Origin of the sequence: Kribbella sp. NPDC058245 (assembly GCF_042882005.1) — a bacterium.
Classification (GTDB): Bacteria; Actinomycetota; Actinomycetes; order Propionibacteriales; family Kribbellaceae; genus Kribbella.
On the sequence record NZ_JBHVWY010000001.1, the window covers coordinates 635,867 to 660,959 of the forward strand.

Consider the following 25,093-nt stretch of genomic DNA (forward strand, 5'->3'; position numbering starts at 1 on the left):
GTGGATGAGGAACTGAGCGGTGGGCGGTTCTCGAAGCCGGTACGGCGTGGCGACACCGTCGTACGGCGGCGTGGGTCGGCGAACTCACAGGCGCTGCTGCGGCATCTCGAGCGGGCGGGGTTCGACCTCGCGCCTCGGATCATCGAGGTGGATGCCGAGACCGAGACCCTGACGTACGTCGAGGGCGCGGCCGGGTACCCGCCGTTGACCGCAGCGATCCGATCCGACGAGGCGTTGGTGAGTGTCGCACAAGCGATCCGGCGACTGCACGATGCGACGGCAGGGTTCGAGCCGGTCGACGGAGCCTGGCACGACCTGGAGGTGGCGGCGCCGGTGCAGGTGGACTGCATCGGCCACCACGACCTGGCGCCCTGGAACCTCGTGTTCGACGGGTCCGAGGTGGTGGGGATCATCGACTGGGACACCATCCGGCCGTCCAATCGCCGGTGGGATCTCGCGTACGCCGCCCATCAGTTCGTGCCGTTTCATCCGCCGGCCTGGTTGGAGCCGTTCGGATGGGACGACGAGCCGGACCGCGCCAAGCGGTTGCGGCTGTTCTGTGATGCCTACGGCCTGGGTGTCGAGCCGGCCGAACTGGTGGACCTCATCGGCCTCCGGCTGCTGGGGCACGCGGCGAACATCGAGCAACAGGTGAAGGCCGGCGATCCCGCCTTCGACGTCCATCGCGACGAGGACCACGCCGGCGGATACCGGACCGCGGTCTCGTACATCCTGGCCAACCGCGCACTGCTGCTCGCCCCCTGAACCAGGCGGCTCGGGATGTATCGAAAAATGTTTTGGTGAGTTTTGAGTGCGGCTCGTGAAGGGGTGCGGGGAACCCTTCGGTGCGTGTTGCGGGGAGGCCATTTCTAACCACTCCACACATTAGGGACAGTTTGTTTTTCGGGGGGTGGAACGTTTGTTTTGAGGGGTTGCTTCGCGTGATGGGATCATTACTTCTGGTCCATAGCGCACCCGTGTGATCGTGTCGTATCGTCCAGTCATCGCCAGGCCTTGGTGGGGGTGCTGGCCTTCGAATCCTTTGTGTACAAAGCCTTTGGAGCTCGGATGGCCATGGACGGGTCTGTTGTCGCGCCCGGTGCGGAGTGGGTCGACGACGTGCTGTTGTGCGGGCCGGACGAGCAGGTGTGTTTGCGGCTGCCGGAAGTGATCGATCGGGCAAAACTGCGCCGATTGGTACGGGACCGGCAAATTGAATTGGCCCAGTCCGGAATGCGTCCGGGCGGTGCGGCGGCTTTGCGTTTACCGCCGTCGCTGGCATTCGTGACGCATTTGCTGGCGGTGTGGCGCAGCGGTGGGCAGGCGATCCTGCTCGATCACCGGCTGACCGACTACGAGGTGCGGCGAGCGATCGAGCGGCTGGTGCCGCAGGTGGTGGTGTCGCCGGACCGCCCGGTGCAGGCGGGACTGCGCACATTCGTCGACGTCGACGCGAGTATCGCCAGCTATTCAGGACATCCAGCCAGTACGACGCATGCCGTCGTCCAGCTCAGTTCGGGTTCGACCGGCCCGTCCAAGGTGATCGGCCGGACCGCGGAGGATCTGGTCGAGGAGGTCATGCGGTACACGCGAATCGACGGCGTACCGGTCAAGAACGAGCGACTGATTCTGCTGCCGTCGATGGTGCATGTACTCGGCCTGGTTGGCGGTCTGCTCTATGGATTGCACGCCGGTGTTGAGCTGATCCCGCCCGCACGCCTCACGGGTGACGCAATCATTCAGGCGATCGCGGCCGAGACCACGCCGGCGACTGTGCTGGGCGTGCCGTTCCATATCGGCTTGCTGGCTTCGGTTCAGCAGCCGCCGTGGTTGCCGCAGTTCAAGCGTATGACGACCGGCGGCGAGCTGGTTCCCAAGGCTGTGTCGGATGCGTTCGAGCAGAAGTACGGCGTTCCGCTCGGGAACATGTACGGGATGACCGAGGTCGGTGTCATCGGCACCGATCTGTACGGACGCCACCGGCCGGCGATCCAGCCGGCTCCGGGGATCGACGTCCGGACCGTCGACGGCGAACTGCAGATCGCGCGGAAGGAATCGCCGTACCTCGGTCTGTCCGATCCGTCGCGCTGGTCCGACGGCTGGTTGCGGACGCGCGACGCGGGCGTCGTCGATGACGAGACCGGTCTGGTCAGCATCAAGGGGCGCCTGGACTCGCAGGTCTCGGTCGGTGGGTTGAAGGTCGACCTGACCGAGGTGGAGTACACGCTCGGAACCCTCAACGGCGTCGAGGCCGCGGTGGTCGTCTACGACGGGTCGATCACCGCCTACCTGCAGCTGAAGGAGCGGCGCGAGACCGCCCGGCTGGAGGCCGAGCTGTCGCAGCGGCTCGCGTCGTACAAGCGGCCGCGGACCCTTTACGTACTCGATCAGTTGCCGCGGACAACGACCGGGAAGCTGGTCCGCGACCTCACCGTACTGCGCAAGGCGGTGTCGTGATGCTCGGTCAGAACGATCTCGTGAGGTGGTTCGTCGAGCGCGACAGCCAGTACGGCGCCGTCGAGCGGCAGGCGGACGAGGTACAGACCGGGCACGGAGTCGACGGGACCATCCTCGAAGGGGACGCGACGGCGGAGCCCGGAGTTGCGCAGTCCGAGGCCGAGCGCCTTGCCGACGGCCTCCTTCGCGGTCCACAGCTGCAGGAACGCGAGCAGGTCGCCGGCCATCCAGTCCAGCTCGGCGGGGTCGAACCAGCGGCGGGCGAGTCCGCTCACCTCCCGCGGATAGACGTCCTCGACGTCGATCCCGACGACGCCGGTACGGCGGGCCGCCACGGCGACGAGCGAGCGGCTGTGGCTGATGCTCACCGCCAGTCCGGCGATCTCCGGCCGGCCGTCGGCAGCATGCGAGAGCACGGGACCCCTCACGAGGGTTCCGGCGAGCGAGAGCAGCAGGGCGTGGGCGGTGGCGCGCGAGTCGGCGCCGGCCGGCGCAGTCCAGACCTCAACAACAGCGTCACTCACGGCAGCATCACTCACAGAAGGAAGGTAACCCGATGAAGGACGAGGTTCGCGCTTTCGTCATCGCGCAACTGCAGGACATGAACTACGACGTCGAGGGGATCGACGACGAGACGACCCTCGGCCCGGCCGGAGTGGACCTGGAGTCGCTCGCACTGGCCGACCTGTCGGTGCGGGTCGAGGACAAGTACGGCGTCCGGTTCTCCGACGACGAGTCCGAGCAGCTGGCGTTGATGACGGTCGGCGAGTTCACCACTGAGGTGGCCGGCCGGGTCGCACAGCAGGTCTGATGAGCTCCCAGCTTGCGCACGGTGAAACACAGCCTCCGCCCGGGAGGGCCGAAGTCATCGATTGGCTGGCCGGACTCGGTCAGCGTCCACCTGGTACCGAGCGGATCGACTCGATGGAGCTGGCGTGGCTGGTTCACCAGGTCGAGCAGCGGTACGGCGTGGAGCTGCCGGATGAACAGCTCGAACGGATGACCACCATCGACGCGGCGGTCGCCGTACTGGCTGAGGTGCTGCCCAGCCATGTCTGAGCCCCAACAGCGCCGTCCGGTCGCAGTGACCGGCCTCTCCGTGCTGACTGCCCTTGGGCGTGGTCCCGAGGCGCAGCTCAGTGGTGTGCCCGCCTTCAGTGAGGTACGGCGCTTTGACACCAACGCACTGCGAGTCCGGTACGCCGCTCTGGCCGCCGAGCCGGGGACTCTGGAGGAAGAGCTCGATCTGGCGATCGCTACGGCGTGCGCGCAGACAGGTGTCGACCGCAACGCGACACCGCTCCTGCTCGCCCTGCACAGTGCGCCAGCCTTCGACTTTGGGCAGGCGCGCGTTTACACGAGCGCTTGTGTGTCAGGCAGTACGGCGCTCGCCGATGCGGCCGCGTTGATCAGTAGCGGCCGGGCCGAGCGGATTGTCGTGGCCGGCGGGTATCTGGTGGAGCCGTACCAGTTCGCGCTGTTCGACGCCGGACGGGCGTTGGCGGACGACAACGTGGTCCGGCCGTTCAGTCTGCATCGGCGCGGGACGCTGCTCGGTGACGGTGTGGCGGCGGTCGTGCTGGAGGCCGGGGCGGGGCAGGCGCAGTTGATGGGCTGGTCTCGGACCGGGGATGCGTACCACCCGTGCCAGCCGGCACCGGACGGTCGCGGTCTCGCAAGCGCGATCGAGCGCGCACTGGCGAAAGCCGGCGTCCCTGCGGAAGCGATCGGCTATGTGAATGCGAACGCCACTGGGACTGCGTTCAGTGATGCGGCCGAGGCCGCTGCGCTGGGTGCGGTTTTCGAGAGCAGTCCGCCAGTGAGCTCGACCAAGAGTCTGCATGGGCATGCGTTGGAGGGATCGGGGGTCGTCGAGTTCGTGGTGACTGTGCAGGCGCTGCTGGAGGGGAAGCTGCCGGTGAACGGTGGATTCCTGGAGGCGGATCCGTCTTGCGGGCTGGATCTGATTCTCGATGCGCCGCGGCGGGCCGGATCGGCGTACGGGTTGACGGTGAACTCGGCGTTCGGTGGCGCCAACACCGCACTGGTGGTGAGGGCCGGATGATCGAGGTCCACGACTTGGTGGTGCTGGCCGAGGGGAGTTGGCCGGAGCCGGGCGACGACCTGGCGGCGGGTCCGCCGGGGGTGCCGGGGTTTGTCGAGTCCGCGTTCAGCCCGTTGGCAGCGGCCGCGGCTGGGCGCTGTCTCGAGCGCGGCGGCGTGCTCGGGGAGACGACCGGGATCGTCATGGTGACGCCGGGGGATCGCGTGAGTGCGGAGACTGTCCGGCGGTTGGTTGCTGAGGGCAAGCGAGTGGGCCCGCTGCACTTCTTCCAGTCGGTACCGAACAGCATCGCGGGCTGGATCGCGGCGCGCTGGGAGCTGCGCGGGCCGGTGGTGTGCGTGACGGACGGCGGCTTCGACGAGGCCGCGTTGCTGATCGGAGACGGCGATGCCGATCACATGCTGATCGTGCAGGTGGAGGCGGACCAGGCGTTCGCACGGATTGTGAGTGAGGGAGACCCGGGATGAAGAGTGTGCGGGGCTGGCGGGCGCGGTTGGCGGCGGATCCGGGGATCGGTACCGGGAACGTCCTGGCGACGGTGATTGCCCAGGGCGCCGATCTCGGTGGCCCGGGGCTGACGTTCGACACGGCTGTGGACGGGTTTCCGGCTGAGCATCCGTTGACGTTGGGTGAGTTGGACGAGCGGGTTCAGGCCCGTACGGCGTGGCTGCACGAGCACGGGATCGGGCGGCGGGACGTAGTGGCGATCTGGGCGACTGAGGCCCAGGACATCGTGCTGAGTTTCTTAGCGCTCACGAGGGTCGGCGCGATTCCGGCCTTGCTGAACGGGAAGATGGCGCCGGCGATCGCGGATGAGTACATCCGGCGGTTGCGAGTGACCGCCGTACTGGCTGACTCACATCACAAAGGGCTCCTGACCGCTGACGTCTTGGCTGAGCCGCGGGAGCTGGGGACGGCCGATCCGGCGAAGGCGCCTGTCCACTATCGGCATCACCGCGACGATCCGGTGGTGATCACGCACACGAGCGGGACGACCGGCGTACCGAAGGCGGTTTTACATACGCAGACGACGTTGTACGCCGCGTTGAAGCATCTGCTCACGATGCCGCAGGCCCAGGGTACGGATCGCATTCTCAATGCGCTCCCCATTCCGCATACGGCAACCATTCTCATGGTGAACCAGGTGCTGGGGAATCGTGCGGAGATGCTGCTGCTGTCCAGCCAGGACGCGGACGGCGTACTGCGGCAGATCGAGCGGTGGAAGCCGCATGCGGTGTATGGGTTCGCGGTGACGTGGGCTGGTCTGGCGCGCGAGGACTTGGCTCAGCGGGACCTGGATTCGGTGCGGATGTGGTTCAACACGGGGGACTGCGCGCATGAGCCGCATATCCGGAAGCTGGTTGCTGTTGGGTCGCGGGAGACGGTGACGCGGGCCGGCCGGGTGATGGTGCCGGGGTCGCACTTCATTGATGGGCTGGGGTCCAGCGAGATGGGGCACAACGGGTTCCACATCACGCACACGCTGGAGTCTGAGCACTATGGGCGGTGTATCGGGAAGCCGTACGAGTTCGCGTCGGCGACCGTGCTGAGCTCGACGGGTGGGGAGTTGCCGGCGGGTAAGGCGGGGATCCTCGGGTTCCGCTCGCCGACGGTGTCACCGGGGTACTGGAACGACTCGGTCAACACGTACCGCTTCCGACTGAACGGTTGGTTCGTGACCGGCGACCTCGTGTACCGAGATGAAGGCGGGCACTACTTCCATCTGGATCGCATTCCGGATGCTGTCGCTGGTTTCGAGGGACCGCAGCTGTACACATCTCTGTCCGAGGAACGCATCCTTGCCGCGCTTCCGGAGGTTGCCGATTGCACGGTCGTGATTGTGGCGGAGGGCGGTCAGTACGCCGCCGACGTACTTCTCGAACTCACCCCGGATGCCCCCGAGGTGGACCGTACGGCGGCCGTCCGCGCCGCCGTCGGCGAGGAGGTCGCCGCCATCCTCCGGAAGGTGACGGTGGTCGGGAGCGACGACGTCCCGGTCACCGTCACCGGCAAAGTCCGCAAGGTGGCGTTACGCGAGGCCCGCTCATGAGCGGGGTCACCATCACGGGCGTCGGACTCCTGACCCCTGTGGGTCGGGGCGCCAGCGAGGTGTACGACGCGCTGCTGCAGGGGCGATCGGGGCTCTCGAAGCCGCCTGCCGACCATGCGATCGCGGGGTCGATCGAGGTCGCGGGGATCTTGCCGGAGTTCGATGCGGGGAAGATCGCGTCGGGGCCGGACGGGAAGGTGATGGATCGGACCGTCATCCTCGCGCAGTTGGTGGCCGAGGAGGCGTTGGCCGATGCGGGGCTGACCGTCGGGGAGAACGTCGACCCCGAGCGCATTGGCGTCATCGTCGGCGGCGTCGGCGGGATGGCGACGCTGGAGCGACAGGTGCTGGACCGGGCCGCACGGGGAAAGGTTGCTGTCAGCCCCTATCTGCTGACCGGGATCCTGCCGAACATGCCGGCCGCTCGGGTTGCGATCCGGTTCGGGATGCGGGGTTACACCTCGGCCGTCGGGACGGCTTGTGCGTCGGGGGCTCAGGCGATCGCGGACGCCGCTCGGATCATCCGGTCCGGCGAGGCAGACGTCGTACTGTGTGGGGCCAGCGAGGCACCGTTGTTCCCCACGTTCGCGGAGACGTTCGCCAACGCACGCGCTCTCGCTCGCGGCTGGGACGACCCGGCCGAAGCCAGTCGGCCGTTCGACCTTAGGCGTAACGGGTTTGTGCTGAGTGAGGGTGCCGCGCTCCTCGTGCTGGAGAGTACGGCGCACGCGGCGGCGCGCGGCGCGAGTGGGTACGCCGATGTCGTCGGGTACGGCGTCAACTCGGACGCGCATCACCCGACCGCACCGCGACCGGACGGCACGGGGGCCGCCGCCTGCATGCGGATGGCGCTCAAGACCATCCAGCCCGAACAGGTCGGTTACGTCAACGCGCACGGGACCAGCACGAAGCTCGGTGACGTCGCCGAGTCCGTCGCGATCGGCCTTGCCTTCGGCAACCACATGCCAGCGGTCAGCTCCACCAAAGCACTGACCGGGCACATGCTCGGCACCTCCGGGGTGGTCGAGGCGGCCGCGGCTGCGCTCGCGATCAACACCGGCCTGGTGCCACCGACGTACCACCTGGACGACCCGGATCCGGCCTGCCCGCTGGACCACGTCCGCAAGGAACCGCGCGCGGTCCAGCTCGAGTACGCCGTCTCGAACTCGTTCGGGTTCGGCGGCCAGAACGTCAGCCTGCTCCTCGGCACCGCCAGTACGCCGAAGATCCGGCAACTATCAAGTGAGGAGAAGGCGTAGATGGAGATTTACGGGATCGACCACGTGGAGATGTACGTGGGCGACGCTCGGCAGGCGGCGTTCTACCTGGGGCACGCGTTCGGGCTGCAGATACACGGTCAGGGTGGGCCCGACACGGGGCTGCCGGATCAGCGGTCGTTGCTGCTGCGACAGGACGCCGTACAGATCGTGCTGACGACTGGCCTGGTTGCCGACCATCCGGCCGCGGAGTACGTCCAGCGGCATGGGGACGGCGTGGCGATCGTGGCGATGGAGGTCGACGACACGGCCGCGGCGTACGACGAACTGACCGGCCGCGGGGCTGTTGGTCTCAAGGAGCCTGAGCGTTTCGAGGCCGGGCAAGCAGTTGTGGTGGTCGCGGAGGTGGCCGGGTTCGGTGACGTGATCCATCGGCTGGTGGAGCGGCACGGACCGCGGCACGAGTTCCTCCCCGGGCAGATTCAGCTGACCGCGCCGGGCGGCGTACCGGACGAGAAGCTGTTCAGCGAGATCGACCACCTGGCGATCTGTGTGCCGTCCGGCGAGCTCGAGCCGACCGCGAAGTTCTACGAGGACGTGTTCGGCTTCCCGCGGATCTTCGAGGAGTACATCGAGGTCGCAGGACAGGGCATGGAGTCGAAGGTCGTCCAGAGCCCTTCGAAGCACGTCACGTTCACACTGATCGAGCCGGACCTGAGCCGCCGGCCGGGGCAGATCAACGACTTCCTCACCTGGCATGCGGGCGCCGGCGTGCAGCACATCGCCTTGCGTACCAGCAACATCGTCGAGGCGGTCAGCACCCTCTCCGATCGCGGGGTGAACTTCCTCGGTACACCTTCGACGTACTACGACGCTCTCGCCGAACGGGTCGGGGAGGTCGAGACGCCGATCGAGGAACTGCAACAACGCGGCATCCTCGTCGACCGCGACCACTGGGGTCAGTTGCTGCAGATCTTCACCGAGTCCATGCACGTCCGGCGGACGCTGTTCCTGGAGATCATCGAGCGGCGCGGCGCGATGACGTTCGGCAGCGGCAACATCAAGGCCCTGTACGAAGCCAAGGAGCGGGAGCTCGCTCATGACGCTTGAGTTCAAACTGTCGGAAGAAGAGATCGAACTCCTCCCCACTGACGAAGATGTTGCCTTCTACAACGAGCACGGCTGGTACCTCTCGAAGAAGCTGCTCACCGACGACGAGACCGACGAACTCGTCAACGCGAGCGAGCGGTACTACGCCGGTGAGCGGGACCGGACCCTCCCGACGGCCCCGCCCAAGCTCGCGTACTGGGACCCGTCCAAGGGGAACGTGCAGCGGCACAACGACTACGTGCACTACGAGCACGACGGGCTGGCGAAGATCCTCCGCAAGCCGCTGATCGGTGCGGTCGCGGCCCGGCTCGCGCAGACCGACGAGATCCGGATCTTCCAGTCCACGTTGATCTACAAGCCGCCGGTGGAGGGCGAACCGTCGAACATCGTGCCCTGGCACTTCGACAAGCACTACTGGTCGTCGTCGGCCTCGGACAAGATGCTGACCGCGTTCATCCCGTTCCACGACTGCCCGCCCGAGATGGGCACGATCACGATGGTCGACGGCAGTCACCGCTGGCGCGAGATCGGCTCCGACGACACCGTCGTCCGGCACTTCGCCGAGCGGGACCGGTCGCAACTCGACCAGATGCTGGCCGAGAACGCGTCGTACAACGGAGCCGAAGTGGTCAAGCTGCCGATCACGATCCCGCGCGGCCACATGAACTTCCACCACTGCCGGACCTATCACGGCAGCGGTGCGAACGTCAGCGACCGCCCGCGCCGGGCGATCTCGCTGCACCTGCAGGACGGGGACAACCGCTATCGCGCGTTCCCGCTGTCCGACGGCACCACGGCGGCGTACAACCACGACGTCCTGGTACGGCGGACCTCCGACGGGCGGCCGGACTACGCCGATCCCGAGTACTGCCCGACGCTCTGGGCCGATCGCTGAGAGGAACACCGCTATGTCACGTTACGACTGGGGTCAGACGCACCCCGGGATCGAGCAGCTGGAGAAGGCCGTTTCGGAGGCCCGCGACAAGGTCGTCCAGCACCCGCTCTACGCCATTCTGGACACGCACGAAGCGCTGGTGACCTTCATGGAGCACCACGTCTTCGCCGTCTGGGATTTCATGTCCCTGCTGAAGTCCCTGCAGCGCGAGCTGACCTGCGTCACGGTGCCGTGGATCCCGACCGAGCACCGGAGCAGCCGCCGGCTGATCAACGACATCGTGATGGTCGAGGAGAGCGACGAGCTGGGTGGCTCGGATGGCAAGCCGGCCTTCATCAGCCATTTCGAGCTCTACGTCAACGGCATGCACGAGGCCGGCGCGGATACCAGCGCGATCGACAAGCTGATCGACCTGCTCCGCGGTGGCGCTCCGGTGGTCGAGTCGCTGGCAGCGGCCGGCGTACCGCAGGCTTCGATCGACTTCGCCGGGACCACCTGGGGCATCATCGAGAACGCGCCGGTGCACTGCCAGGCGGCCGCGTTCGCGTTCGGCCGGGAGGACCTGATCCCGGACATGTTCACCCAGGTCGTCGCGGTGAACGAGCGCTCCAACAAGCTCAACACCTTCGTCGACTACCTTGAGCGGCACATCGAGGTGGACGGGGAGTTCCATACGCCGATGGCGATGCAGATGGTCGCCGACCTGTGCGGTGACGACCAGGCCAAGTGGGACGCCTGCGCGGACACGATCAACACCGCCCTCGCGGCCCGCGCCCGGCTCTGGGACGCGATCGCCTCCGCCGTCGTCACGACCGCCCCGGCGACGGTCTGATCCATGACCGCGAGCGATCTCTACCGGACCGTCCGCCTGATCCGCAGATTCGAGGAACGGGCGATCGAGTACGTGCGGTCCGGAGAGATCGTCGGCGGGATCCACCCGTACATCGGCCAAGAGGGGATCGCGGCCGGTGTCTGTGCGGCGCTCGGGCCGAACGACGTCATCACGAGTACGCACCGCGGGCACGGGCATGTGCTCGCCCGCGGTGCGAACCCGGCGCGGATGCTGGCCGAGCTGATGGGGCGCGAATCCGGTCTGAACAAAGGCCGCGGTGGTTCGATGCACGCGGCCGATTTCAGCCTGGGCATCCTCGGGGCGAACGCGATCGTCGGCGCGGCCGGTTCGATCGCGACCGGTGCCGCGTGGGCTGCTCGGCAGCAGGGTCGCGACACCGTGGCGGCGGCGTTCTTCGGTGATGGCGCGATGAACGAGGGGATGTTGCTCGAGGCATTCAATCTGGCTGCGCTCTGGCAGGTCCCGGTGGTCTTCGTCTGCGAGAACAACGGCTACGCGACCACCATGCCGGTCGCGTCCGCGGTCGCCGGCAGTATCACCGCACGGGCCCGCGCCTTCGGCATCCCCGCCTTCACCGTCGACGGCCAGGACCCGGAGAAGGTGCTGGAGGCAACCAGTACGGCGGTCGCCCGGGCCCGGGCCGGGAAGGGGCCGACGTTCCTGGAGTGCATCACCTATCGGTTCGACGCACACCACACGTTCGAGCACCGGAGCCGGCTCACCTATCGCTCGACCGAAGAGATCACGACTGGGCGTTCGCGGTGTCCGGTGGAGATCCAGGGCGCACGGTTGGCGGCCGCGGATCGGGCGGCCGTCGATGCCGAGGTCGAGTCGCTACTGGAGGCGGCGGCGGGCATCGCACTGGGCAGCGCCCACCCAGATCCCGCTGCCGCACTCTCGTATCTCTATGCCGGGAAGATCTGATGCCGAAACTGTCCTATTTGAAGGCCTTGAACCGTGCTTTGGGTGACGAGCTGGAACGCGATCCGGCCGTCTTCGTGCTCGGTGAGGACATCCGTGCGGCTGCGTCCAACGTGACGGCCGGTCTGCATGCTCGGTTTGGCTCGGAGCGCGTGCTGGATACGCCGTTGTCCGAGCAGGCGTTCACGAACTTCGCGACCGGTGCGGCGCTGACCGGGATGCGGCCGGTGATCGAGTTCCAGATCCCGTCACTGCTGTTCCTCGTCTTCGAGCAGATCGCCAACCAGGCCCACAAGTTCTCGCTGATGACGGGCGGTCAATGCGCCGTGCCGGTCACGTACGTCGTACCGGGATCGGGCTCGCGGACTGGGTGGGCTGGCCAGCATTCAGATCACCCGTACTCGCTGTTCGCGCATGTAGGTGTGAAGACCGTGGTCCCGGCGACTCCGGCCGATGCCTACGGCCTGTTGGTCACGGCCATCCGTGATGACGACCCGGTCGTCTTCTTTGCTCCCTCGGCTGCTTTGGGAGTGCGGGAGGATCTCGACTTCGCCACACTCGCGCCGGTGCCGCTGGGTGTCGGCCGGGTGGCCCGGGCTGGCGATGATGTGACGGTGGTTGCCCTCGGCCACTTGGTGCACGACGCGCTGGCGGTCGCTGATGAGCTGGCCGGGCGGATCTCGGTCGAGGTCTTCGATCCGCGGACGGTCTATCCGCTCGATGTGGCTGGTCTGGTTGCGTCAGTGCAGAAGACCGGCCGGCTCGTGGTCATCGACGACTCCAACCGGACCAGCGGATTCGCCGCCGAGGTCCTCGCCGTGGTGGCCGAGCAGTGCGTGTTGAAGGCGCCACCGCGACGCATCACTCGCCCCAATGGCGCCGTACTCCCGTTTGCCCTTGCCCTCGACCGCGCCGTACAGCCCGGCCGGGATCAGCTCCTCACCGCCCTCCTGGAGATGTCGTGAGCTGCACTGAATGCCACGCTCCGCGCGGCCGTTCAGGGGGCTCAACCTCCAGTCCTTCCCTCGTCACTCCAGTCGCTGCGCTCCCTGCGCTCCTCAGTCCAGTCCAGGAGGCCCCATGACCGACTTGTGGAACCAGTTGCCCGAGGCAACCCGTACGGCGTTGCTCGCGGTCGGCGTCGACGCGTGGCCGACGGTGTACGACGGAGTCGCCACGCACAACAAACAGTGGCGACCGCTCCGGCCGCCGATCATGGCGGCTTCGGCGTACGACGAGTTCACCGCGATCTCGGCAACCGTGGCCCGGCTGATCCTGACCGCATGCCAGCAGCGGGCGACGACCGCGGGTGAACTGCGCGAGGCGCTCGGCATGGCGGTCGGGGCGATCGACCTCCTCGACGAAGACCTGCCGCTGACCGAGGACCTCCTCGGCGGTGTCCGGGCAGACATCCTGCTCGCCGACGGAACGCCGTACATGGTCGAAGCGAACATCGACAGCGCCCTCGGCGGTGCACACGACTCTGACGGGATTTCCGCGCGCTTTCTTGCTGCGTACGTTGGTGATCCGGTGCTCGACGGTGTTGGGCTGAGCGCGCCGCCGTCTGCGGTTGACGCTCGGTATGAGGCGGTGCGTTCGGCGCTCTCGCTTGATGGGCGCGATCGGTTGGCGATGGTCTTCACCACCGGTGGGAGTTATCCGGGGTCGCAGGACGGGCTGGCGATGATCAAGCTGCTGGAGCCGTTCAGCGAGCGCGGTCGACAGCTCGGCCTGGACATGAGGGTCTACCCGGTCGAGTGGCTGACGCTCGATGACGACGGTCGGCTGTGTGTGGACGATGGCCCGATTGACGCCGTACTGCGGATGTTCGTCCCGCAAGGCACGATGCCGAGCGCCGGATTGGATGCACTCGGTACGGCGGTCCAGTCGGGAGCCGTGCGGATCTTCACGCCGACCGCGAGTTGGTTGCTCGCGAGCAAGGCGATCTTCGCGTGGCTCTGGGACGACCTCGACACGCTGTCCCCTGCCGACGCCGAGGTGGTACGGCGGCACGTCCCGCGCACCGAGGTGTTGTCGGCGTCCTTGCGGTCCCGGGCTCTCGCGGACCAGCAGTCACTCGTGCTGAAACCGTCCGGTTCCTATGGCGGTGTCGGCGTCGTGGTGGGACCGGAGGTGTCGGCCGCCGAGTGGGTTGACGCGGTGGACCAGGCGCTCGCGGAGAGCGGGTACATCCTGCAGAAGTACGTGCCGGTCGACCGCCTGACCATGCAGTTCGTCGAGATGGACACCGGCGCGATCAAAGAAGCCGACGTACCGTTCTGCCTCGCCCCGTACCTCTTCGGCGGAGTCCCCGCAGGCGCCTACCTCCGCTTCGCCGTCCCCGGCGCCGGCCCGGTCGTCAACGTAGCCCAAGGCGCCCTAACCAGCGGCCTCCTCCTAACCCCCTAACCCCGCATCCCACCAGGCAACCCCCGATCCCAGTGGATAACCCTCGAGTTGGAGGGTTGCCCGCTCACATTTGCAGGGGGCAACCCTCCACCTCAGTGGGCAACCCCGCATCCCAGCGGGCAACCCCGCATCCCAGTGGGCAACCCCCGATCCGAGGGGATATCCCCCGAGTTGGAGGGTTGCCCGCTCACATCTGCAGGGGGCAACCCTCCACCCCAGGGGGCAACCCCGTGCGCTCGCTCGGCTGCGGCCGACGGCGTACGGCGGTGGCTGGTCGCCGCTGCGGCCGATTTACAGTGGCGGGTAGCTGAGGTGGGCGCGGGGCTGACGGGGATGGTGCGCTCGGCGATCGCGTAACCGTTGCCTGTGGCTGACGGGCTGTGGTTGCCGCCGGCAGCGAGGAAGCGTGCTGGCTAACCCGTCGCGGTGGCTTCACACCATCGCTGGGGGCCGAACGCACCCCAATCGACAGGCAAGTGTCCCCAGCCTCTCGCAACGTGCACACGCAGATGACCTCAATCACCGGCCCAGCCACAGCCCGTCAGACCCAGGCGGCGTGCACGCGATCGCCAACCGCACCATCCACCCCAGCCACCGCCGACAGTCACCCGAAGGTTTCAGTCGACCGCCGGAGGCGGCCGAGTCGCGCAGCGACGGCCCGGCCAGCGCGGTGTGGCCGCTGACCCCGTCCGCGGGCATTTGAACGGATCTCCCCTCAGATGGACCCTTCTCTGCTCAAATTTTGAGGGGAGAACCAGCGACTTGAGGGGGTATCCGTTGAAATTGCCGAGGGGAGGAGGGACCACGACGCTGGTTGACTCACCAGGGGTGGAGGGGGAGGGCGGCTGGTGGGTTCACCCATGGGGTGGTGGGTTTTGGACTCGCATGCGGGTAGGGAACCCACAAGCTGGTGGGGGAACCCATGAGATCTCATGGGTTCACCCATGAGATGGGGAGCGGGGTGGAGGACCCACACGCTCGTGGGTTCACCCATGAGATGGGGAGCGGGTGGGGTCCCGCACGGTCGTGGGTTCACCCACGAGATGGGGAGCAGGTGGAGGACCCACACGGTCGTGGGTTCACCTATGAGCTGGGGAGGGAGCGGGAGGCTTTTAGGGCGGGGAGGATGCCTAGGGCGACTGTGGCGGCGGTTAGGGCGAAGGCCAGGGGGTAGCCGGTGGTGGCTACTACGGTGCCGAAGGCGATGGCGCCGATGCCCCAGCCGCCGTCGTAGGCGAGGTTCCAGAGGGCGCTGACCTGGCCGTAGCGGGAGGTGGGGGCTCGGTCGTACATCATCGTGAGGGTGAGGTTCTGGGCGGCGCCGAAGCCGATGCCGAAGAGGGTTGCGCCGGCGATTACGGCGGCGGGGGTGGTGATGAAGATGAGGCCGGCGGCGCCGAGGGTGGCGGAGAGCAGGGCGAGGGGGAGTAGGCGGGCGTGGCCGAGGCGGTCGCCGTAGCGGCCGGCCAGCCAGCGGGCGCCGGGGGCGGTGGCGGCTTGGAGGAAGAGGGCGGTGGCGGCCAGGGAATGGTTGCCGGCGGCAAGGGGGAGGAACGTGATGCTGATGCCGGCGGCGAGGGTGACGCCGGCGAAGACGAAGGCGGGCATCAGCAGGCCGTTGCCGCGGAGGTCGTGCAGGACCTTGACATGTGGTTCTTCGGCACTAGTCCTGGTCGGAATGCCGACCACGAGGCCGAGCACTGACAAGGCCAGGACCGCGGCGATGGCGAACAAGGCGCGGTAGCCGATCACGTTGATCAGGTAGACGCCGAGCGGCAGACCGATCACCGCCGGTACGCCGACCACGACGCCGTACAGGCCTAACGCCTCACCTCTGCGGTGTGCCGGAGTGATGTCGGCGATCAGGGCGACCGCGCCGACCACGTTGATGGCCAGGCCGGCGCCGCGAATCATGCTGATCAGTACAACGATCGGCAGCGACGTGGTGAACATCAGGGCCACCGCGGGCAGGCCCATCAGGATGAGGCCGAGACCCAGTACGACGCGGTAGCCCCAGCGGGCCAGCATCCGTGGAACCACGAGTTCCATCGCGACGGCCGAGAGCATCATCGCGCCGGTCGAGAGGCCGGGGCCAAGTCCGGCGGAGCCGTTCGCCGCGAGGTAGAGCGGGACGACCGAGGTCAGCAGGTACATGCTCAGCCCGGATCCGAGAACTATCACCAGCAAGCGGAGGAACTGCCTGCCCAGCAAAGGTGCGGATCGCTCGACAGGGACTTCGCAGGTCGTCATACCTGCAACGCTAGGACCGAACCGGTCTTTCCTACAGGTCCAGTTCTGAGCGCGCAGAGAGAACCAATTGGTCACCGATGAAGGCGGTCAAGCGGTCGAGGGCTGTGTTCAGTTGCGCGGGAGTGACGGCGCTGCAGGAGAGCCGAAGCGCGTTGATCGGAGCGTCCGTGTCGTAGAAATGCGCCATCGGTGTCCACAGCACGCCGTACTCCTGGGCGGACTTGGTGAGGAGCTCGTCGTCGACGATGAAGGGGACGGTAATCACGACGAAGAAGCCGCCGGAGGGAACGGTCCAGGTCAGCTCGCCGTTCGGGAAGTGCGTCGCGAGGTGATCGGTGATGAGCTGCAGGTTGGTCGCGTAGATCTCGCGTTCGCGCTGGTTGGCGGCGGTGAGGCTGAAATCGCAGTCCAGCAGTTTGCCGCCGATGACCGCCTGGGCGATCGGTGACGTGTTCACGGTGACCATGCTTTTGAGCTTCGACAGTTCATCGGCGAACAGCCCGCCGGCGTTGACGGTCTGATCGGCGACGACGTACCCGACACGGGCACCAGGTAGACCGGTCTTGGCGAACGATCCGAGATAGACCACGCGCCGTTCGGTGTCGAGCGCCTTCAAAGTAGGCAGCCGGTCGATGCCGGCGGCGGGGAAGAGGCCGTACGGATTGTCCTCGAGCAGCAGCAGATCCTCGGCCGCGGCGAGCTCCAGCAGCCGACGCCGAGTGGGCAGATCCATGCTGAGGCCGGAGGGATTGGCGAAGTCGGGCATGACGTAGAAGCCGCGCGGACGCAGGCCGTCGGCGCGAGCTGCCTTGACCACTGCCAAGAGATCGTCGACATCAGGCACCGGCAACACCGGCAGATCGACAATGCGCGCTGCACCGGTGATTCCGACGTACGCCGGGGAGATCGCCAGCAGCACGTCGGATGCGTCGGCCCGGAGTGCGCGCAGCGTGAGCAGCATCGCTTCCTGACAACCGGCCGTGACGACGATCGCCTCGGGGTCGACGTGGATGTCCTCGTCGACGGCGAGGTTGCGGGCGACGAGTTCGTGGATGATCCCCTTGGTCCGGCCGTACTGCAGGATCGTTCGGCGGACCGCCGATTCGTCGAGGCCTTGATGACTCAGGTACGACGCGAACAGCGCGAGGTATCGCGGTACGTCGTCGAGATCGAAGAACTCCTCCGTCGGCCGACCCGCAGCGAGCGAGATCGCCTCCGGGTAGTGGTGCGAGATCTCGTTCAGGAAGTTCATCGAGTTCAGCGCGCGATCGGTGAGTGACGCATGCAGCGAGGTCACCTCGAGGTCAGCCATCAGTTCCTTCCCGTCACCAGGTCGGCGACCGCGGCCAGGTCCGCGCAGCCCGCCAGCAACATCGCATCCCGCAGTTCACAACCGAGCAGCGCCAACGCCTCATCGACAACACCAGCAGCGAGTGCCCACAGCAACGGACGTCCGACCAGTACGGCGTCCGCCCCGACCGCGAGCGCTTTCAGTACGTCGGTGCCACCGCGGATCCCGCTGTCGAGGAGTACCGGGAAGTCGTTGCCGACTGCATCGATGACGGAGCCGAGGGCATCGATCGAAGCCGGTGCACCGTCGAACTGGCGGCCGCCGTGGTTGGAGACCACCACGCCGTCAGCCCCGGCATCAACCGCGGCCAGCGCATCCCGGGGATCGAGAATCCCCTTCACCAGCAGGGGAATCTCGGTGACGGACCGAACCCAGGCGAGATCCCGCCAGGAGAAGGTCGGGTCGAAGGCGGTCGCCGTGTGCGCGGCGACCGCGGACGAACCGTTCAGCGCACTATGTGCCTCTGTGTATTTGTCGACAAGATTGGCCGCGACGACCTCGGTGGGCAGCGCGAAGGAGTTGCGGACATCGCGCAACCGACGGCCCATCACGGGAACATCGACGGTGACCATCAGCGCACCACAGCCTGCCGCGGTGGCTCGGTCGATCAGCGCGCGCACCGCAGTCCGATCGCGCAACCAGTACAGCTGAAACCAGGAAGGCGCGGCGGCGGCGATCTTCTCCAAGGGGACGCTGCTCAACGTGCTGATGACATAAGGGATTCCAGCCTTGGCAGCAGCGCCAGCCAGCAGGAGCTCGCCCTCGGGATGGAACAGCCGCTGGTACGCCATCGGCGCCACGGCGACCGGGAGAGCGGCCGGGGTGCCAAGGATCGTGGTCGACGTGTCGGGCGATTCGACGCCGCCCAGGACGCGCGGCATCACGGTGATCGCGTCCAAAGCTGCGCGGTTGCGGCGCAACGTGAGCTCCGCACCGCTGCCGCCGGCAACGAAGTCGTGGACGGCAGCGGGGAGAGCGGCGCGGTGCTCGTAGTCGGCGAACGCCTCAGCCATGGGTGAAGGTCCGGCTGAGCCAGGCTGCGGCTTCGGCGGTGGCTCGTCGTCCGCCGTCCAGAATCCCCGGCATCGCGAAGAAGCCATGCACCATCCCGTCGTACCGGCTGAGGGTGGTGGGGACTCCGGCGGCGTGCAGCTTCTCCGCGTAGTACTCACCTTCGTCGCGCAGGGGGTCGTACTCCGCCGTGATCACCAGGGCCGGCGGGAGGTCTGCGTGGGATGAGGCGAGTAGCGGTGAAGCGAGCGGATCGAGTCCGTCGCCAGGATCGGTCAGGTAGTGGTTCCAGTACCAGCTGACAGACGTCTTGTTGAACAGGTACGGGTCGTCACCCGTCGCCATTGACACGGTGTCTGCGCCGTACCGGGTGTTCGGATAGATCAGCAGTTGTCCCGCGAGCGCCGGACCCTTGTCGCGGGCAAGCAATGTCGTTGCCGCAGCCAAGTTTCCACCGGCGCTGTCGCCACCGACGACCAGTCTTTCCGGATCCGCCTGCAGCTTCTCCGCGTTCGCGGCGATCCATTGCGTGGCGTCATGACAGTCGTGCACCGCGGCCGGAAACGGATGCTCCGGTGCGAGGCGGTACCCGACAGTGATGACCTGGCACGGTACGGCGTTCGCCAGGCGGCGCGTGATGCCGTCGGCGGTGTCGATACTGCCGAGGGTCCAGCCGCCGCCGAAGAAGTAGATCAGCGTCGGCAGCGGGCCGGCCAGGTCCGGGCGGTAGAGCCGGAGCGGCAGTCCGGAGTCGGTGCTGAGGTCCTCGACGTGATGGACGGGTTCGGCCTGACCGCCGGCCGCCTGGATCGAGGCCAGGTCGGCCGCCCGGGCTTCGGCCAGCGACTGGGTGTAGAGCTGCGGCACGTCACACGCCTGGCGTTCGGCGCGCATCGCCTCCACCTGCGGGTCCAGTGGCATGAGCTCACCCCAATCGGATCGGCATGGATCGGTGTCCACGCAACAGCAAACTTGGACTGCGTTCGGCCGGCCCCGCCAGCTGCAACCCGGGGAATCGCCCGAAGAGCTGCCCGAACGCCGCACGGCCTTCCATGCGCGCCAGGGCCGCACCGACGCAGAAGAACGGGCCGGCGCCGAACGACAGGTGCTGCAGGTCGTCGCGGTGCGGATCGAACGTGTCGGCGTCCGGATGCTTGGCCGGGTCGCGGTTCGCGGCGCCCGGCAGGATCAGCACCAGACTGCCTTCGGGGATGGTCTGGCCGGCCAGTTCGATCTCGGTCGACGCCTTGCGGCTGATCAGCTGGACGGAACTCTGGTGGCGAAGGACTTCTTCGACATAACTGGCCGCCAACTCCGGATCATCGCGGAGGTCCTCGATCAGAGCGGGGTCCGCGAGCAGCAGCTCGAGACCGTTGGTGAGCAGGTTCATCGTGGTGACGAAGCTGGCGTTGACCAGCACGAGCAGGTTGTCGATCAACTCCTGCTCGTCGATCCCCGACGTACCGGAATCCAAAGCGTGCACGAGCGAGCCGACGAGGTCGTCGCGCGGTCGCAGCCGCCGGTCGCTGATCATCCGGGCGTAGTAGTCGTTGAGCTCGTTGGCGGCCTGGTTCGCGGCGGCCAGCTTGGCCGGTTCCTTGCCGCCGAGATCGAGGTACTCGTCGATCCGTTGGGTGCGGTCCTTGAACCAGTCCACGTCCGAGCGCGGGATGCCGAGGAACGTAGCGATCACCGTGATCGGCAGGCGATAGGCGAAGTCGGTGAACTCGACCACCTGCCGGTTGGCGCCGGCCTTGGCCAGGTCGTCCAGCAGTTCCGCGGTCAGCGCCTCGACGATCGGTTCGAAACCGGTCAGGCGTCGCGGGGTCAGCACGGCCTGGAAGACCTTGCGCATCCGCAGATGATCCGGCTCGTTCCGGAACATCATCGATCCGCCGAGCCTGCGCAGTACGGCGTCCTGGGGGTCCGGATCCGCGGTCAGCAGACGATGGAACCGGGTGTCCTTCAGTGCTTCCTGGGCGGCGTCGTACCCATTGATGACGAACCCGTACGGCGAGGAGCCGGGGGCGAGCGGGCAGACCGGGCCGAGCCGATGCAGCTCCGCGAAGAGCGGCATCGGGTCACGGCGGCCTTGTTCGGAGCCGAGGGCGGCGACAATTGACGAGGCTGGCCGAGGGAGACCAGCATCGTTGTTCGCGCTCCGATCAGGCATTGCTTACCGCACCAGCTTCAGCGGGACGGATGCCGCCATGGCCTGGTAGCCGGCGTCGTTCGGGTGGATGTGGTCACCGGAGTCGTAGAGCGCGTTCAGCTTGCTCGGCGCGGCCGGGTCGCGCAGCACCTTGTCGAAGTCGAGTACGCCGTCGAACTCGCGGCTGGACCGCAGATAACTGTTCACTGCCTGACGGGTGGCTTCCTTGGCCGGCGTCCAGCTGTCGGTGCCGCCGATCCCCTCGAACGGTGTGATCGTGCTGACCAGGCTGCGCAGTCCGCGCTCCTTGGATTGCGCGTTCACCTGCCGTAGGGCGCCGATGATCTCGGCCGCCGAGTCGTCGGACATCCAGATGTCGTTGACGCCCAGTTCAGTGATGACAATCCGTACGCCGGTCTGCGCGAACACGTCCTCGTTCAGGCGGGCGAGCGAGTTGACGCCGACCTCGTTGAAACCGGGGAACGCGCCGTTGTCGGACGGCTCGGTGCCGTCGTGGTTGAGCCGGCTGCCGGCCAGTCCGGCGTTCAGCACGCTGGGGAACGGCTTGTCGCCCGCGGCAGCGGCCAGGCGTTCGGCGAGCTGGTCCGGCCAGCGGTTGTTGCCGTTGAAGGTGCTGTTGGTTCCGTCGGTGATCGAGTCGCCGAGGACGACGATCGATCCGGCCGACTTCTCGGGCAGGACGTCGACGCCGGAGAGGAAGAAGAAGCAGCAGTGCCGGGTCAGCGTGTACGCCGCTCCGCCGGGCTGGGTGACCAGGTTCGTCGGGCCGACGAAGTTGTCCTGGAGCGACGAGCCGTGGAAGGTCGTCGGGCCGGTGTTCTCCGGGAAGTACAGGCTGACCACGAGGTCGTCGAGGTTCCCCAGCTCGAAGTTGATCGGGTCGCTGAGCAGCTCACTGCCCTTGACCATCGACGCCGTACCGGAGCCGTTGAACGTCAGCGTGTGCAGCGTGCTCGGGTCGATGTCGGACAGCTCGGGCGTCGTCTTGTTGGGCTTGGCAACGGTGGCCGCACCGACGGTGACGGTCTTCTCGCCGTAGATGTTCGAGAGCCGGATGCGGATCTTGTCACCGCCGACGGTCGGGCGGACGACGAGGCGCACGCTCTGATCGGTCAGGCCGAGGTTGGTCGACCCGGCGGCGTTTCCGTGCGTGACGGCGGTGGCCCAGGTACCGACCCAGGAGTTCGCGTGATGACCACCTCCGCCGTAGCTTGCGCCGGCCAGGGTGGACCCGGCCAGAGTCAGTGCGGCAGTCAGCGCGACCGCGCGCCATTGCTTCGGAACCTGCATGGACGGACCTCCCGGCGGAATGGAATCGGACGGAACGTAATACGCATTCTTCGAGCCGGTCAATGCATCGGCAAATGCTTGTTTCGAATGGTTCGGCGGGTGGTTAGCGAGGGGTTCGCACCCTCGGTTCGCAGGGGTATACCTTCGTTCGGGAGGGCCGGTGACCGGGTGGCTCCGGAGAGCGACGAAACCTTGTGCAGCAGGCGGTTTCCGGACCTGGTCAGCCGCTGGGACGTCCAGTAGAGTCGCGGCACCGGCTGGGGGTGGCCGAAGGGTTGAGGGGAAAGACGTAAATGCGTCCTGAATTGGTCATGCCCGGAATATCCGGCAATTACGTGCACCGGGTCCTGGAGTTGTTCGCGCAATTCGCCGAGCGCACCGCGCTGGTGCGCGGGCCCCGGCGGGCGACGTACGGGGAACTGGCCGCGGACGTGCTGCGGATCGCCGCCGTCCTGCGGGATGCCGGGGTTCGTCCCGGCGGCAGGGTGCTGGTGATGGCGGCGAACTGCTTCGACGCTCCGGCGCTCCAGCTCGCACTGCACCTGCACGGTTGCCGGGTGCTGTGGTGTGCGCCGATCACGTCGCGCCGGGAGATCGATCGGTTTGCTGTACTCGCTGATGCGGACGCGTTCGTGTACGACGCGACGGGTGAGCTCGGGGTCGAGTTGTCGACTGCGCTCGCGCCGATGCCGTCGTACGAGCTGAATGAGCTGGTCGCGCGGACGGCCGATCCGTATGTGATTGGTGAGGTGCCGGCGCCGGACTCGGTGTTGCAGACAAGCGGTACGACGGGCGATCCGAAGCTCGTTCATCACACGCAGGCGTTCTACTCGCAGATCCTGGAGTTGGCGGCAGCCTTTGTGGGTAACGGGTTTCCGCTGCTACGGCACTACTCGGGGTCGCCCTTGTGGTTGGCGAGTGGGCAGATCACGACCTTCTTCAACCTGTTCACCGGTGGCGTGCTGTTCCTGACGGACACCTGGTCGCCTGCGGAGTTCTACGAGACGGTTTCGGGTGAGCGGATCACGTCGACGTATGTGACGCCGCCGATGCTGTACGAGGTGCTCGATCATCCGGGTGGAGCGGACTTCGACTGCAGCAGTTTGTTCATGCTGAACGTCGGTGCAGGTCCGGCGACTCCGGCGCGGTTGCGGCAGGGGATTGCCCGCTTCGGGCCGGTGCTGCGGATCGTCTACGGGCTGAGTGAAGCCGTGGTGGTGACGGCACAGCCGGGGCTGACCGAGGATCCGGCACATCCGGAGCGGCTCGCGGCGGCGGGGACGGCGTACGGGGATGTGGAGCTAGAGATCCGGGATGACGACGGGAAGGTGCTCGAGCCGGGGCAGGACGGTGAGGTGTGGGTGCGCAGCAAGCTCACGTTCGCCGGGTACCTCGGGAAGCCGGAGCTGACGGCGGAGACGCTCGTCGACGGCTGGTTGCGGACTCGGGATCTCGGTCATCTGGACTCGGACGGTTATCTGTTTCTCGTCGACCGGGTGCACGACATGATCGTGACGACACGGCGGAACTGGGCGATCTTCTGCCGGCCGATCGAGGACGCGCTCGGTAGCCATCCGGCCGTGCGGACGGCGGCCGTGATCGGCGTACCGGATCCGGTCGTGGGTGAAGCCGTGCATGCCTTCGTGGTCACTCGATCGCCAGTGACTGCAGAGGATCTGCGCGACTGGGTGGCCTCGGAGCTGAACGAGATGTGGGCTCCGGCGGCGATCGACTTCGTACCCTCGCTTCCGTTAACGAAGATTGCCAAGGTCGACAAGGTTGCCCTGCGCAAGCTCTATGCCGAATTGCATCCGGCATGAGCGCGCGACGTGGATTGGTGATCCTGTTCATCGCGGACGTGTTGTCCGCGGTGGGCAGCCGGATCACGATGGTGGCGATTCCATGGCTGGTGCTGGTGACAACCGGCAGTGCGGCGCGGATGGGGTTGGTGGCTGCGGTCGAGCTCGTGCCGTACATCGTGGTGAGCATCATGGCCGGACCGGTGATCGATCGGCTCGGCCCCCGTCGTACGGCGATCTTGGCGAACTTGGCGAGTGCAGTCGCGGTGGCGGCGATTGCCGGTACGGCGACGATCGGGTTCGCCGTACTGCTGGTGTTGGTCGCGCTCGCCGGTGGTCTGCGGGGTGCTGCTGATCGGTCGAAGGACCTGCTGGTTCGGCCGATGGCTGAGGCGGCGGAGGTTCCGCTGATCCGGATCACGTCGTTGCACGAGACGTTCGCCCGAGGCGCAACGTTGCTCGGGGCACCATTAGGCGGGCTGTTGATCTACTGGACGGATGCGTCGTCGGTGTTGTGGATCGACGCGGTCACGTTTCTCGTGTGTGGGTTGCTGATCGCGGGGTTCGTGCGGCCGCCAGAGGTGGTGTCGGCGTCGCGGCCGGACAAGTACTTCCGCTCGCTGGCCGTCGGATTCTCTTATGTACGACGGGATGCGTTGCTGGCGACGATGCTGATCACGACCTTCACGGTGAACATCTTCGCCAGCGCGAGTACGGCGGTCTTCATCCCGGTCTGGGTCGCTGATGAGCTGGGCTCACCGGCTGGACTCGGTCTGACCCTGGGTGCCTTTGCCGGTGGCGCGTTGCTTGGGAGCATCGCGTTCACGGTGTGGGCGACGAAGTTGCCGCGGTACTTGACCTTTGCTTTGGGTGCGTTCATCGGGGGCAGCCCGCGGTTGTTGGTGCTCGGGCTGAGCGACAATCTGGTGTTGGTGGCCGCGGTGACCTTCCTGTCCGGGATCGGGATCGCGGCGATCAACCCGGTCTTCGGCGCGGTGCTGTACGAGCATGTGCCGAAGGACTTGCAGGCCCGCGTGATCGGGCTGGTCGCGGCATCGTCGTTCGCGGGCCTGCCGCTGGGCGCGTTGCTGGCCGGGGAGCTGGTCAGCGGGTTCGGCTTGTTCCCGGCGCTGATCGGCTCCGGGATCGTCTGTTTGGTGGTGAGCGTCTATCCGCTGGTACGACGGGGGCCGGGCCGGATCCTCGATGCGCCTTCGGCTGTGGAGGCGGTGTGAACGAGGC

The 25,093-nt window shown here is 67.0% G+C and carries 24 protein-coding genes; 16 read left to right on the forward strand and 8 right to left on the reverse strand.

Annotated features, from left to right (window positions below):
- Entirely contained in the window at positions 1-765 is a 765-nt protein-coding gene (locus tag ACFVWG_RS03175; protein ID WP_391541456.1) for a phosphotransferase, read from the forward strand.
- Between the two features lie 309 nt (positions 766-1,074).
- The gene (locus ACFVWG_RS03180; RefSeq protein ID WP_391541457.1) at positions 1,075-2,457 is read left to right on the forward strand and encodes a class I adenylate-forming enzyme family protein; all 1,383 of its coding nucleotides are present in this window, start codon (positions 1,075-1,077) and stop codon (positions 2,455-2,457) included.
- Here ACFVWG_RS03180 and ACFVWG_RS03185 read toward each other — a convergent pair.
- Positions 2,388-2,996, reverse strand: a complete 609-nt coding sequence (locus ACFVWG_RS03185) for a 4'-phosphopantetheinyl transferase family protein (RefSeq protein ID WP_391541458.1) — start codon at positions 2,994-2,996, stop codon at positions 2,388-2,390. The genes ACFVWG_RS03180 and ACFVWG_RS03185 overlap by 70 nt on opposite strands.
- A 17-nt stretch (positions 2,997-3,013) precedes the next feature.
- Here ACFVWG_RS03185 and ACFVWG_RS03190 point away from each other — a divergent pair, with 17 nt between their 5' ends.
- The 12 genes from ACFVWG_RS03190 to ACFVWG_RS03245 all read left to right on the forward strand — a co-directional run bounded on the left by ACFVWG_RS03190 (position 3,014) and on the right by ACFVWG_RS03245 (position 13,977).
- Positions 3,014-3,268: an acyl carrier protein gene (locus ACFVWG_RS03190; RefSeq protein WP_391541459.1), complete on the forward strand. Its 255-nt coding sequence runs from the start codon at positions 3,014-3,016 to the stop codon at positions 3,266-3,268.
- Positions 3,268-3,516, forward strand: a complete 249-nt coding sequence (locus ACFVWG_RS03195; RefSeq protein ID WP_391541460.1) for an acyl carrier protein — start codon at positions 3,268-3,270, stop codon at positions 3,514-3,516. Before ACFVWG_RS03190 ends, ACFVWG_RS03195 begins: the two co-directional genes overlap by 1 nt.
- On the forward strand, positions 3,509-4,522 hold the full coding sequence (locus tag ACFVWG_RS03200; RefSeq protein ID WP_391541461.1) for a beta-ketoacyl synthase N-terminal-like domain-containing protein: 1,014 nt from the start codon (positions 3,509-3,511) through the stop codon (positions 4,520-4,522). Before ACFVWG_RS03195 ends, ACFVWG_RS03200 begins: the two co-directional genes overlap by 8 nt.
- The gene (locus ACFVWG_RS03205) at positions 4,519-4,989 is read left to right on the forward strand and encodes a hypothetical protein (RefSeq protein ID WP_391541462.1); all 471 of its coding nucleotides are present in this window, start codon (positions 4,519-4,521) and stop codon (positions 4,987-4,989) included. The genes ACFVWG_RS03200 and ACFVWG_RS03205 overlap by 4 nt, the downstream gene beginning before the upstream one ends.
- Entirely contained in the window at positions 4,986-6,572 is a 1,587-nt protein-coding gene (locus tag ACFVWG_RS03210; protein WP_391541463.1) for a class I adenylate-forming enzyme family protein, read from the forward strand. Before ACFVWG_RS03205 ends, ACFVWG_RS03210 begins: the two co-directional genes overlap by 4 nt.
- Positions 6,569-7,831, forward strand: a complete 1,263-nt coding sequence (locus tag ACFVWG_RS03215) for a beta-ketoacyl-[acyl-carrier-protein] synthase family protein (RefSeq protein ID WP_391541464.1) — start codon at positions 6,569-6,571, stop codon at positions 7,829-7,831. Before ACFVWG_RS03210 ends, ACFVWG_RS03215 begins: the two co-directional genes overlap by 4 nt.
- Positions 7,832-8,899 carry a 4-hydroxyphenylpyruvate dioxygenase gene (gene hppD, locus ACFVWG_RS03220; RefSeq protein ID WP_391541465.1) on the forward strand — a complete coding sequence of 356 codons (1,068 nt, stop codon included), beginning with the start codon at positions 7,832-7,834 and terminating at the stop codon, positions 8,897-8,899.
- Positions 8,889-9,794, forward strand: a complete 906-nt coding sequence (locus tag ACFVWG_RS03225) for a phytanoyl-CoA dioxygenase family protein (protein WP_391541466.1) — start codon at positions 8,889-8,891, stop codon at positions 9,792-9,794. Before hppD ends, ACFVWG_RS03225 begins: the two co-directional genes overlap by 11 nt.
- Before the next feature lie 13 nt (positions 9,795-9,807).
- Positions 9,808-10,626, forward strand: coding sequence for a DUF3050 domain-containing protein (locus ACFVWG_RS03230; RefSeq protein WP_391541467.1), 819 nt, complete (start codon positions 9,808-9,810; stop codon positions 10,624-10,626).
- Between the two features lie 3 nt (positions 10,627-10,629).
- Positions 10,630-11,571, forward strand: a complete 942-nt coding sequence (locus tag ACFVWG_RS03235) for a thiamine pyrophosphate-dependent dehydrogenase E1 component subunit alpha (protein ID WP_391541468.1) — start codon at positions 10,630-10,632, stop codon at positions 11,569-11,571.
- Complete coding sequence (locus ACFVWG_RS03240; RefSeq protein ID WP_391541469.1) at positions 11,571-12,533, forward strand: alpha-ketoacid dehydrogenase subunit beta; 963 nt, start codon at positions 11,571-11,573, stop codon at positions 12,531-12,533. Before ACFVWG_RS03235 ends, ACFVWG_RS03240 begins: the two co-directional genes overlap by 1 nt.
- A gap of 115 nt (positions 12,534-12,648) precedes the next feature.
- On the forward strand, positions 12,649-13,977 hold the full coding sequence (locus ACFVWG_RS03245; RefSeq protein WP_391541470.1) for a hypothetical protein: 1,329 nt from the start codon (positions 12,649-12,651) through the stop codon (positions 13,975-13,977).
- A gap of 519 nt (positions 13,978-14,496) precedes the next feature.
- Here the strand turns inward: ACFVWG_RS03245 and ACFVWG_RS03250 are convergent.
- From ACFVWG_RS03250 to ACFVWG_RS03280, 7 genes are all read right to left on the reverse strand, one after another.
- Complete coding sequence (locus ACFVWG_RS03250) at positions 14,497-14,676, reverse strand: hypothetical protein (protein ID WP_391541471.1); 180 nt, start codon at positions 14,674-14,676, stop codon at positions 14,497-14,499.
- Between the two features lie 384 nt (positions 14,677-15,060).
- Complete coding sequence (locus tag ACFVWG_RS03255; protein ID WP_391541472.1) at positions 15,061-16,227, reverse strand: MFS transporter; 1,167 nt, start codon at positions 16,225-16,227, stop codon at positions 15,061-15,063.
- A 31-nt stretch (positions 16,228-16,258) separates the two neighbouring features.
- A complete protein-coding gene (locus tag ACFVWG_RS03260; RefSeq protein ID WP_391541473.1) occupies positions 16,259-17,539 on the reverse strand; it encodes an aminotransferase class I/II-fold pyridoxal phosphate-dependent enzyme in 1,281 nt (426 codons plus the stop codon).
- Positions 17,539-18,591, reverse strand: a complete 1,053-nt coding sequence (locus ACFVWG_RS03265) for an alpha-hydroxy acid oxidase (RefSeq protein ID WP_391541474.1) — start codon at positions 18,589-18,591, stop codon at positions 17,539-17,541. Before ACFVWG_RS03265 ends, ACFVWG_RS03260 begins: the two co-directional genes overlap by 1 nt.
- Complete coding sequence (locus ACFVWG_RS03270) at positions 18,584-19,510, reverse strand: alpha/beta hydrolase (RefSeq protein ID WP_391541475.1); 927 nt, start codon at positions 19,508-19,510, stop codon at positions 18,584-18,586. The genes ACFVWG_RS03265 and ACFVWG_RS03270 overlap by 8 nt, the downstream gene beginning before the upstream one ends.
- Positions 19,511-19,514: 4 nt before the next feature.
- Entirely contained in the window at positions 19,515-20,666 is a 1,152-nt protein-coding gene (locus ACFVWG_RS03275) for a cytochrome P450 (RefSeq protein WP_391541476.1), read from the reverse strand.
- Positions 20,667-20,765: 99 nt separating this feature from the next.
- Positions 20,766-22,052: an SGNH/GDSL hydrolase family protein gene (locus ACFVWG_RS03280; protein ID WP_391541477.1), complete on the reverse strand. Its 1,287-nt coding sequence runs from the start codon at positions 22,050-22,052 to the stop codon at positions 20,766-20,768.
- A 311-nt stretch (positions 22,053-22,363) separates the two neighbouring features.
- On the opposite strand from ACFVWG_RS03280, the gene ACFVWG_RS03285 reads away from it, so the two are divergent.
- A complete protein-coding gene (locus ACFVWG_RS03285) occupies positions 22,364-23,872 on the forward strand; it encodes a class I adenylate-forming enzyme family protein (RefSeq protein ID WP_391541478.1) in 1,509 nt (502 codons plus the stop codon).
- The gene (locus ACFVWG_RS03290) at positions 23,869-25,086 is read left to right on the forward strand and encodes an MFS transporter (protein ID WP_391541479.1); all 1,218 of its coding nucleotides are present in this window, start codon (positions 23,869-23,871) and stop codon (positions 25,084-25,086) included. Before ACFVWG_RS03285 ends, ACFVWG_RS03290 begins: the two co-directional genes overlap by 4 nt.
- Positions 25,087-25,093 lie beyond the last annotated feature (7 nt).

What these genes read in the sequence shown, in the direction of transcription:
- ACFVWG_RS03180 (WP_391541457.1), top strand. Translation starts at nt 1,075, where the DNA reads ATGGACGGGTCTGTTGTCGCGCCCGGTGCGGAGTGGGTCGACGACGTG.
- ACFVWG_RS03190 (WP_391541459.1), top strand. Translation starts at nt 3,014, where the DNA reads ATGAAGGACGAGGTTCGCGCTTTCGTCATCGCGCAACTGCAGGACATG.
- ACFVWG_RS03195 (WP_391541460.1), top strand. Translation starts at nt 3,268, where the DNA reads ATGAGCTCCCAGCTTGCGCACGGTGAAACACAGCCTCCGCCCGGGAGG.
- ACFVWG_RS03200 (WP_391541461.1), top strand. Translation starts at nt 3,509, where the DNA reads ATGTCTGAGCCCCAACAGCGCCGTCCGGTCGCAGTGACCGGCCTCTCC.
- ACFVWG_RS03205 (WP_391541462.1), top strand. Translation starts at nt 4,519, where the DNA reads ATGATCGAGGTCCACGACTTGGTGGTGCTGGCCGAGGGGAGTTGGCCG.
- ACFVWG_RS03210 (WP_391541463.1), top strand. Translation starts at nt 4,986, where the DNA reads ATGAAGAGTGTGCGGGGCTGGCGGGCGCGGTTGGCGGCGGATCCGGGG.
- ACFVWG_RS03215 (WP_391541464.1), top strand. Translation starts at nt 6,569, where the DNA reads ATGAGCGGGGTCACCATCACGGGCGTCGGACTCCTGACCCCTGTGGGT.
- hppD (WP_391541465.1), top strand. Translation starts at nt 7,832, where the DNA reads ATGGAGATTTACGGGATCGACCACGTGGAGATGTACGTGGGCGACGCT.
- ACFVWG_RS03225 (WP_391541466.1), top strand. Translation starts at nt 8,889, where the DNA reads ATGACGCTTGAGTTCAAACTGTCGGAAGAAGAGATCGAACTCCTCCCC.
- ACFVWG_RS03230 (WP_391541467.1), top strand. Translation starts at nt 9,808, where the DNA reads ATGTCACGTTACGACTGGGGTCAGACGCACCCCGGGATCGAGCAGCTG.
- ACFVWG_RS03235 (WP_391541468.1), top strand. Translation starts at nt 10,630, where the DNA reads ATGACCGCGAGCGATCTCTACCGGACCGTCCGCCTGATCCGCAGATTC.
- ACFVWG_RS03240 (WP_391541469.1), top strand. Translation starts at nt 11,571, where the DNA reads ATGCCGAAACTGTCCTATTTGAAGGCCTTGAACCGTGCTTTGGGTGAC.
- ACFVWG_RS03245 (WP_391541470.1), top strand. Translation starts at nt 12,649, where the DNA reads ATGACCGACTTGTGGAACCAGTTGCCCGAGGCAACCCGTACGGCGTTG.
- ACFVWG_RS03250 (WP_391541471.1), bottom strand. Translation starts at nt 14,676, where the DNA reads ATGCCCGCGGACGGGGTCAGCGGCCACACCGCGCTGGCCGGGCCGTCG.
- ACFVWG_RS03255 (WP_391541472.1), bottom strand. Translation starts at nt 16,227, where the DNA reads ATGACGACCTGCGAAGTCCCTGTCGAGCGATCCGCACCTTTGCTGGGC.
- ACFVWG_RS03260 (WP_391541473.1), bottom strand. Translation starts at nt 17,539, where the DNA reads ATGGCTGACCTCGAGGTGACCTCGCTGCATGCGTCACTCACCGATCGC.
- ACFVWG_RS03265 (WP_391541474.1), bottom strand. Translation starts at nt 18,591, where the DNA reads ATGGCTGAGGCGTTCGCCGACTACGAGCACCGCGCCGCTCTCCCCGCT.
- ACFVWG_RS03270 (WP_391541475.1), bottom strand. Translation starts at nt 19,510, where the DNA reads ATGCCACTGGACCCGCAGGTGGAGGCGATGCGCGCCGAACGCCAGGCG.
- ACFVWG_RS03275 (WP_391541476.1), bottom strand. Translation starts at nt 20,666, where the DNA reads ATGCCGCTCTTCGCGGAGCTGCATCGGCTCGGCCCGGTCTGCCCGCTC.
- ACFVWG_RS03280 (WP_391541477.1), bottom strand. Translation starts at nt 22,052, where the DNA reads ATGCAGGTTCCGAAGCAATGGCGCGCGGTCGCGCTGACTGCCGCACTG.
- ACFVWG_RS03285 (WP_391541478.1), top strand. Translation starts at nt 22,364, where the DNA reads ATGCCCGGAATATCCGGCAATTACGTGCACCGGGTCCTGGAGTTGTTC.
- ACFVWG_RS03290 (WP_391541479.1), top strand. Translation starts at nt 23,869, where the DNA reads ATGAGCGCGCGACGTGGATTGGTGATCCTGTTCATCGCGGACGTGTTG.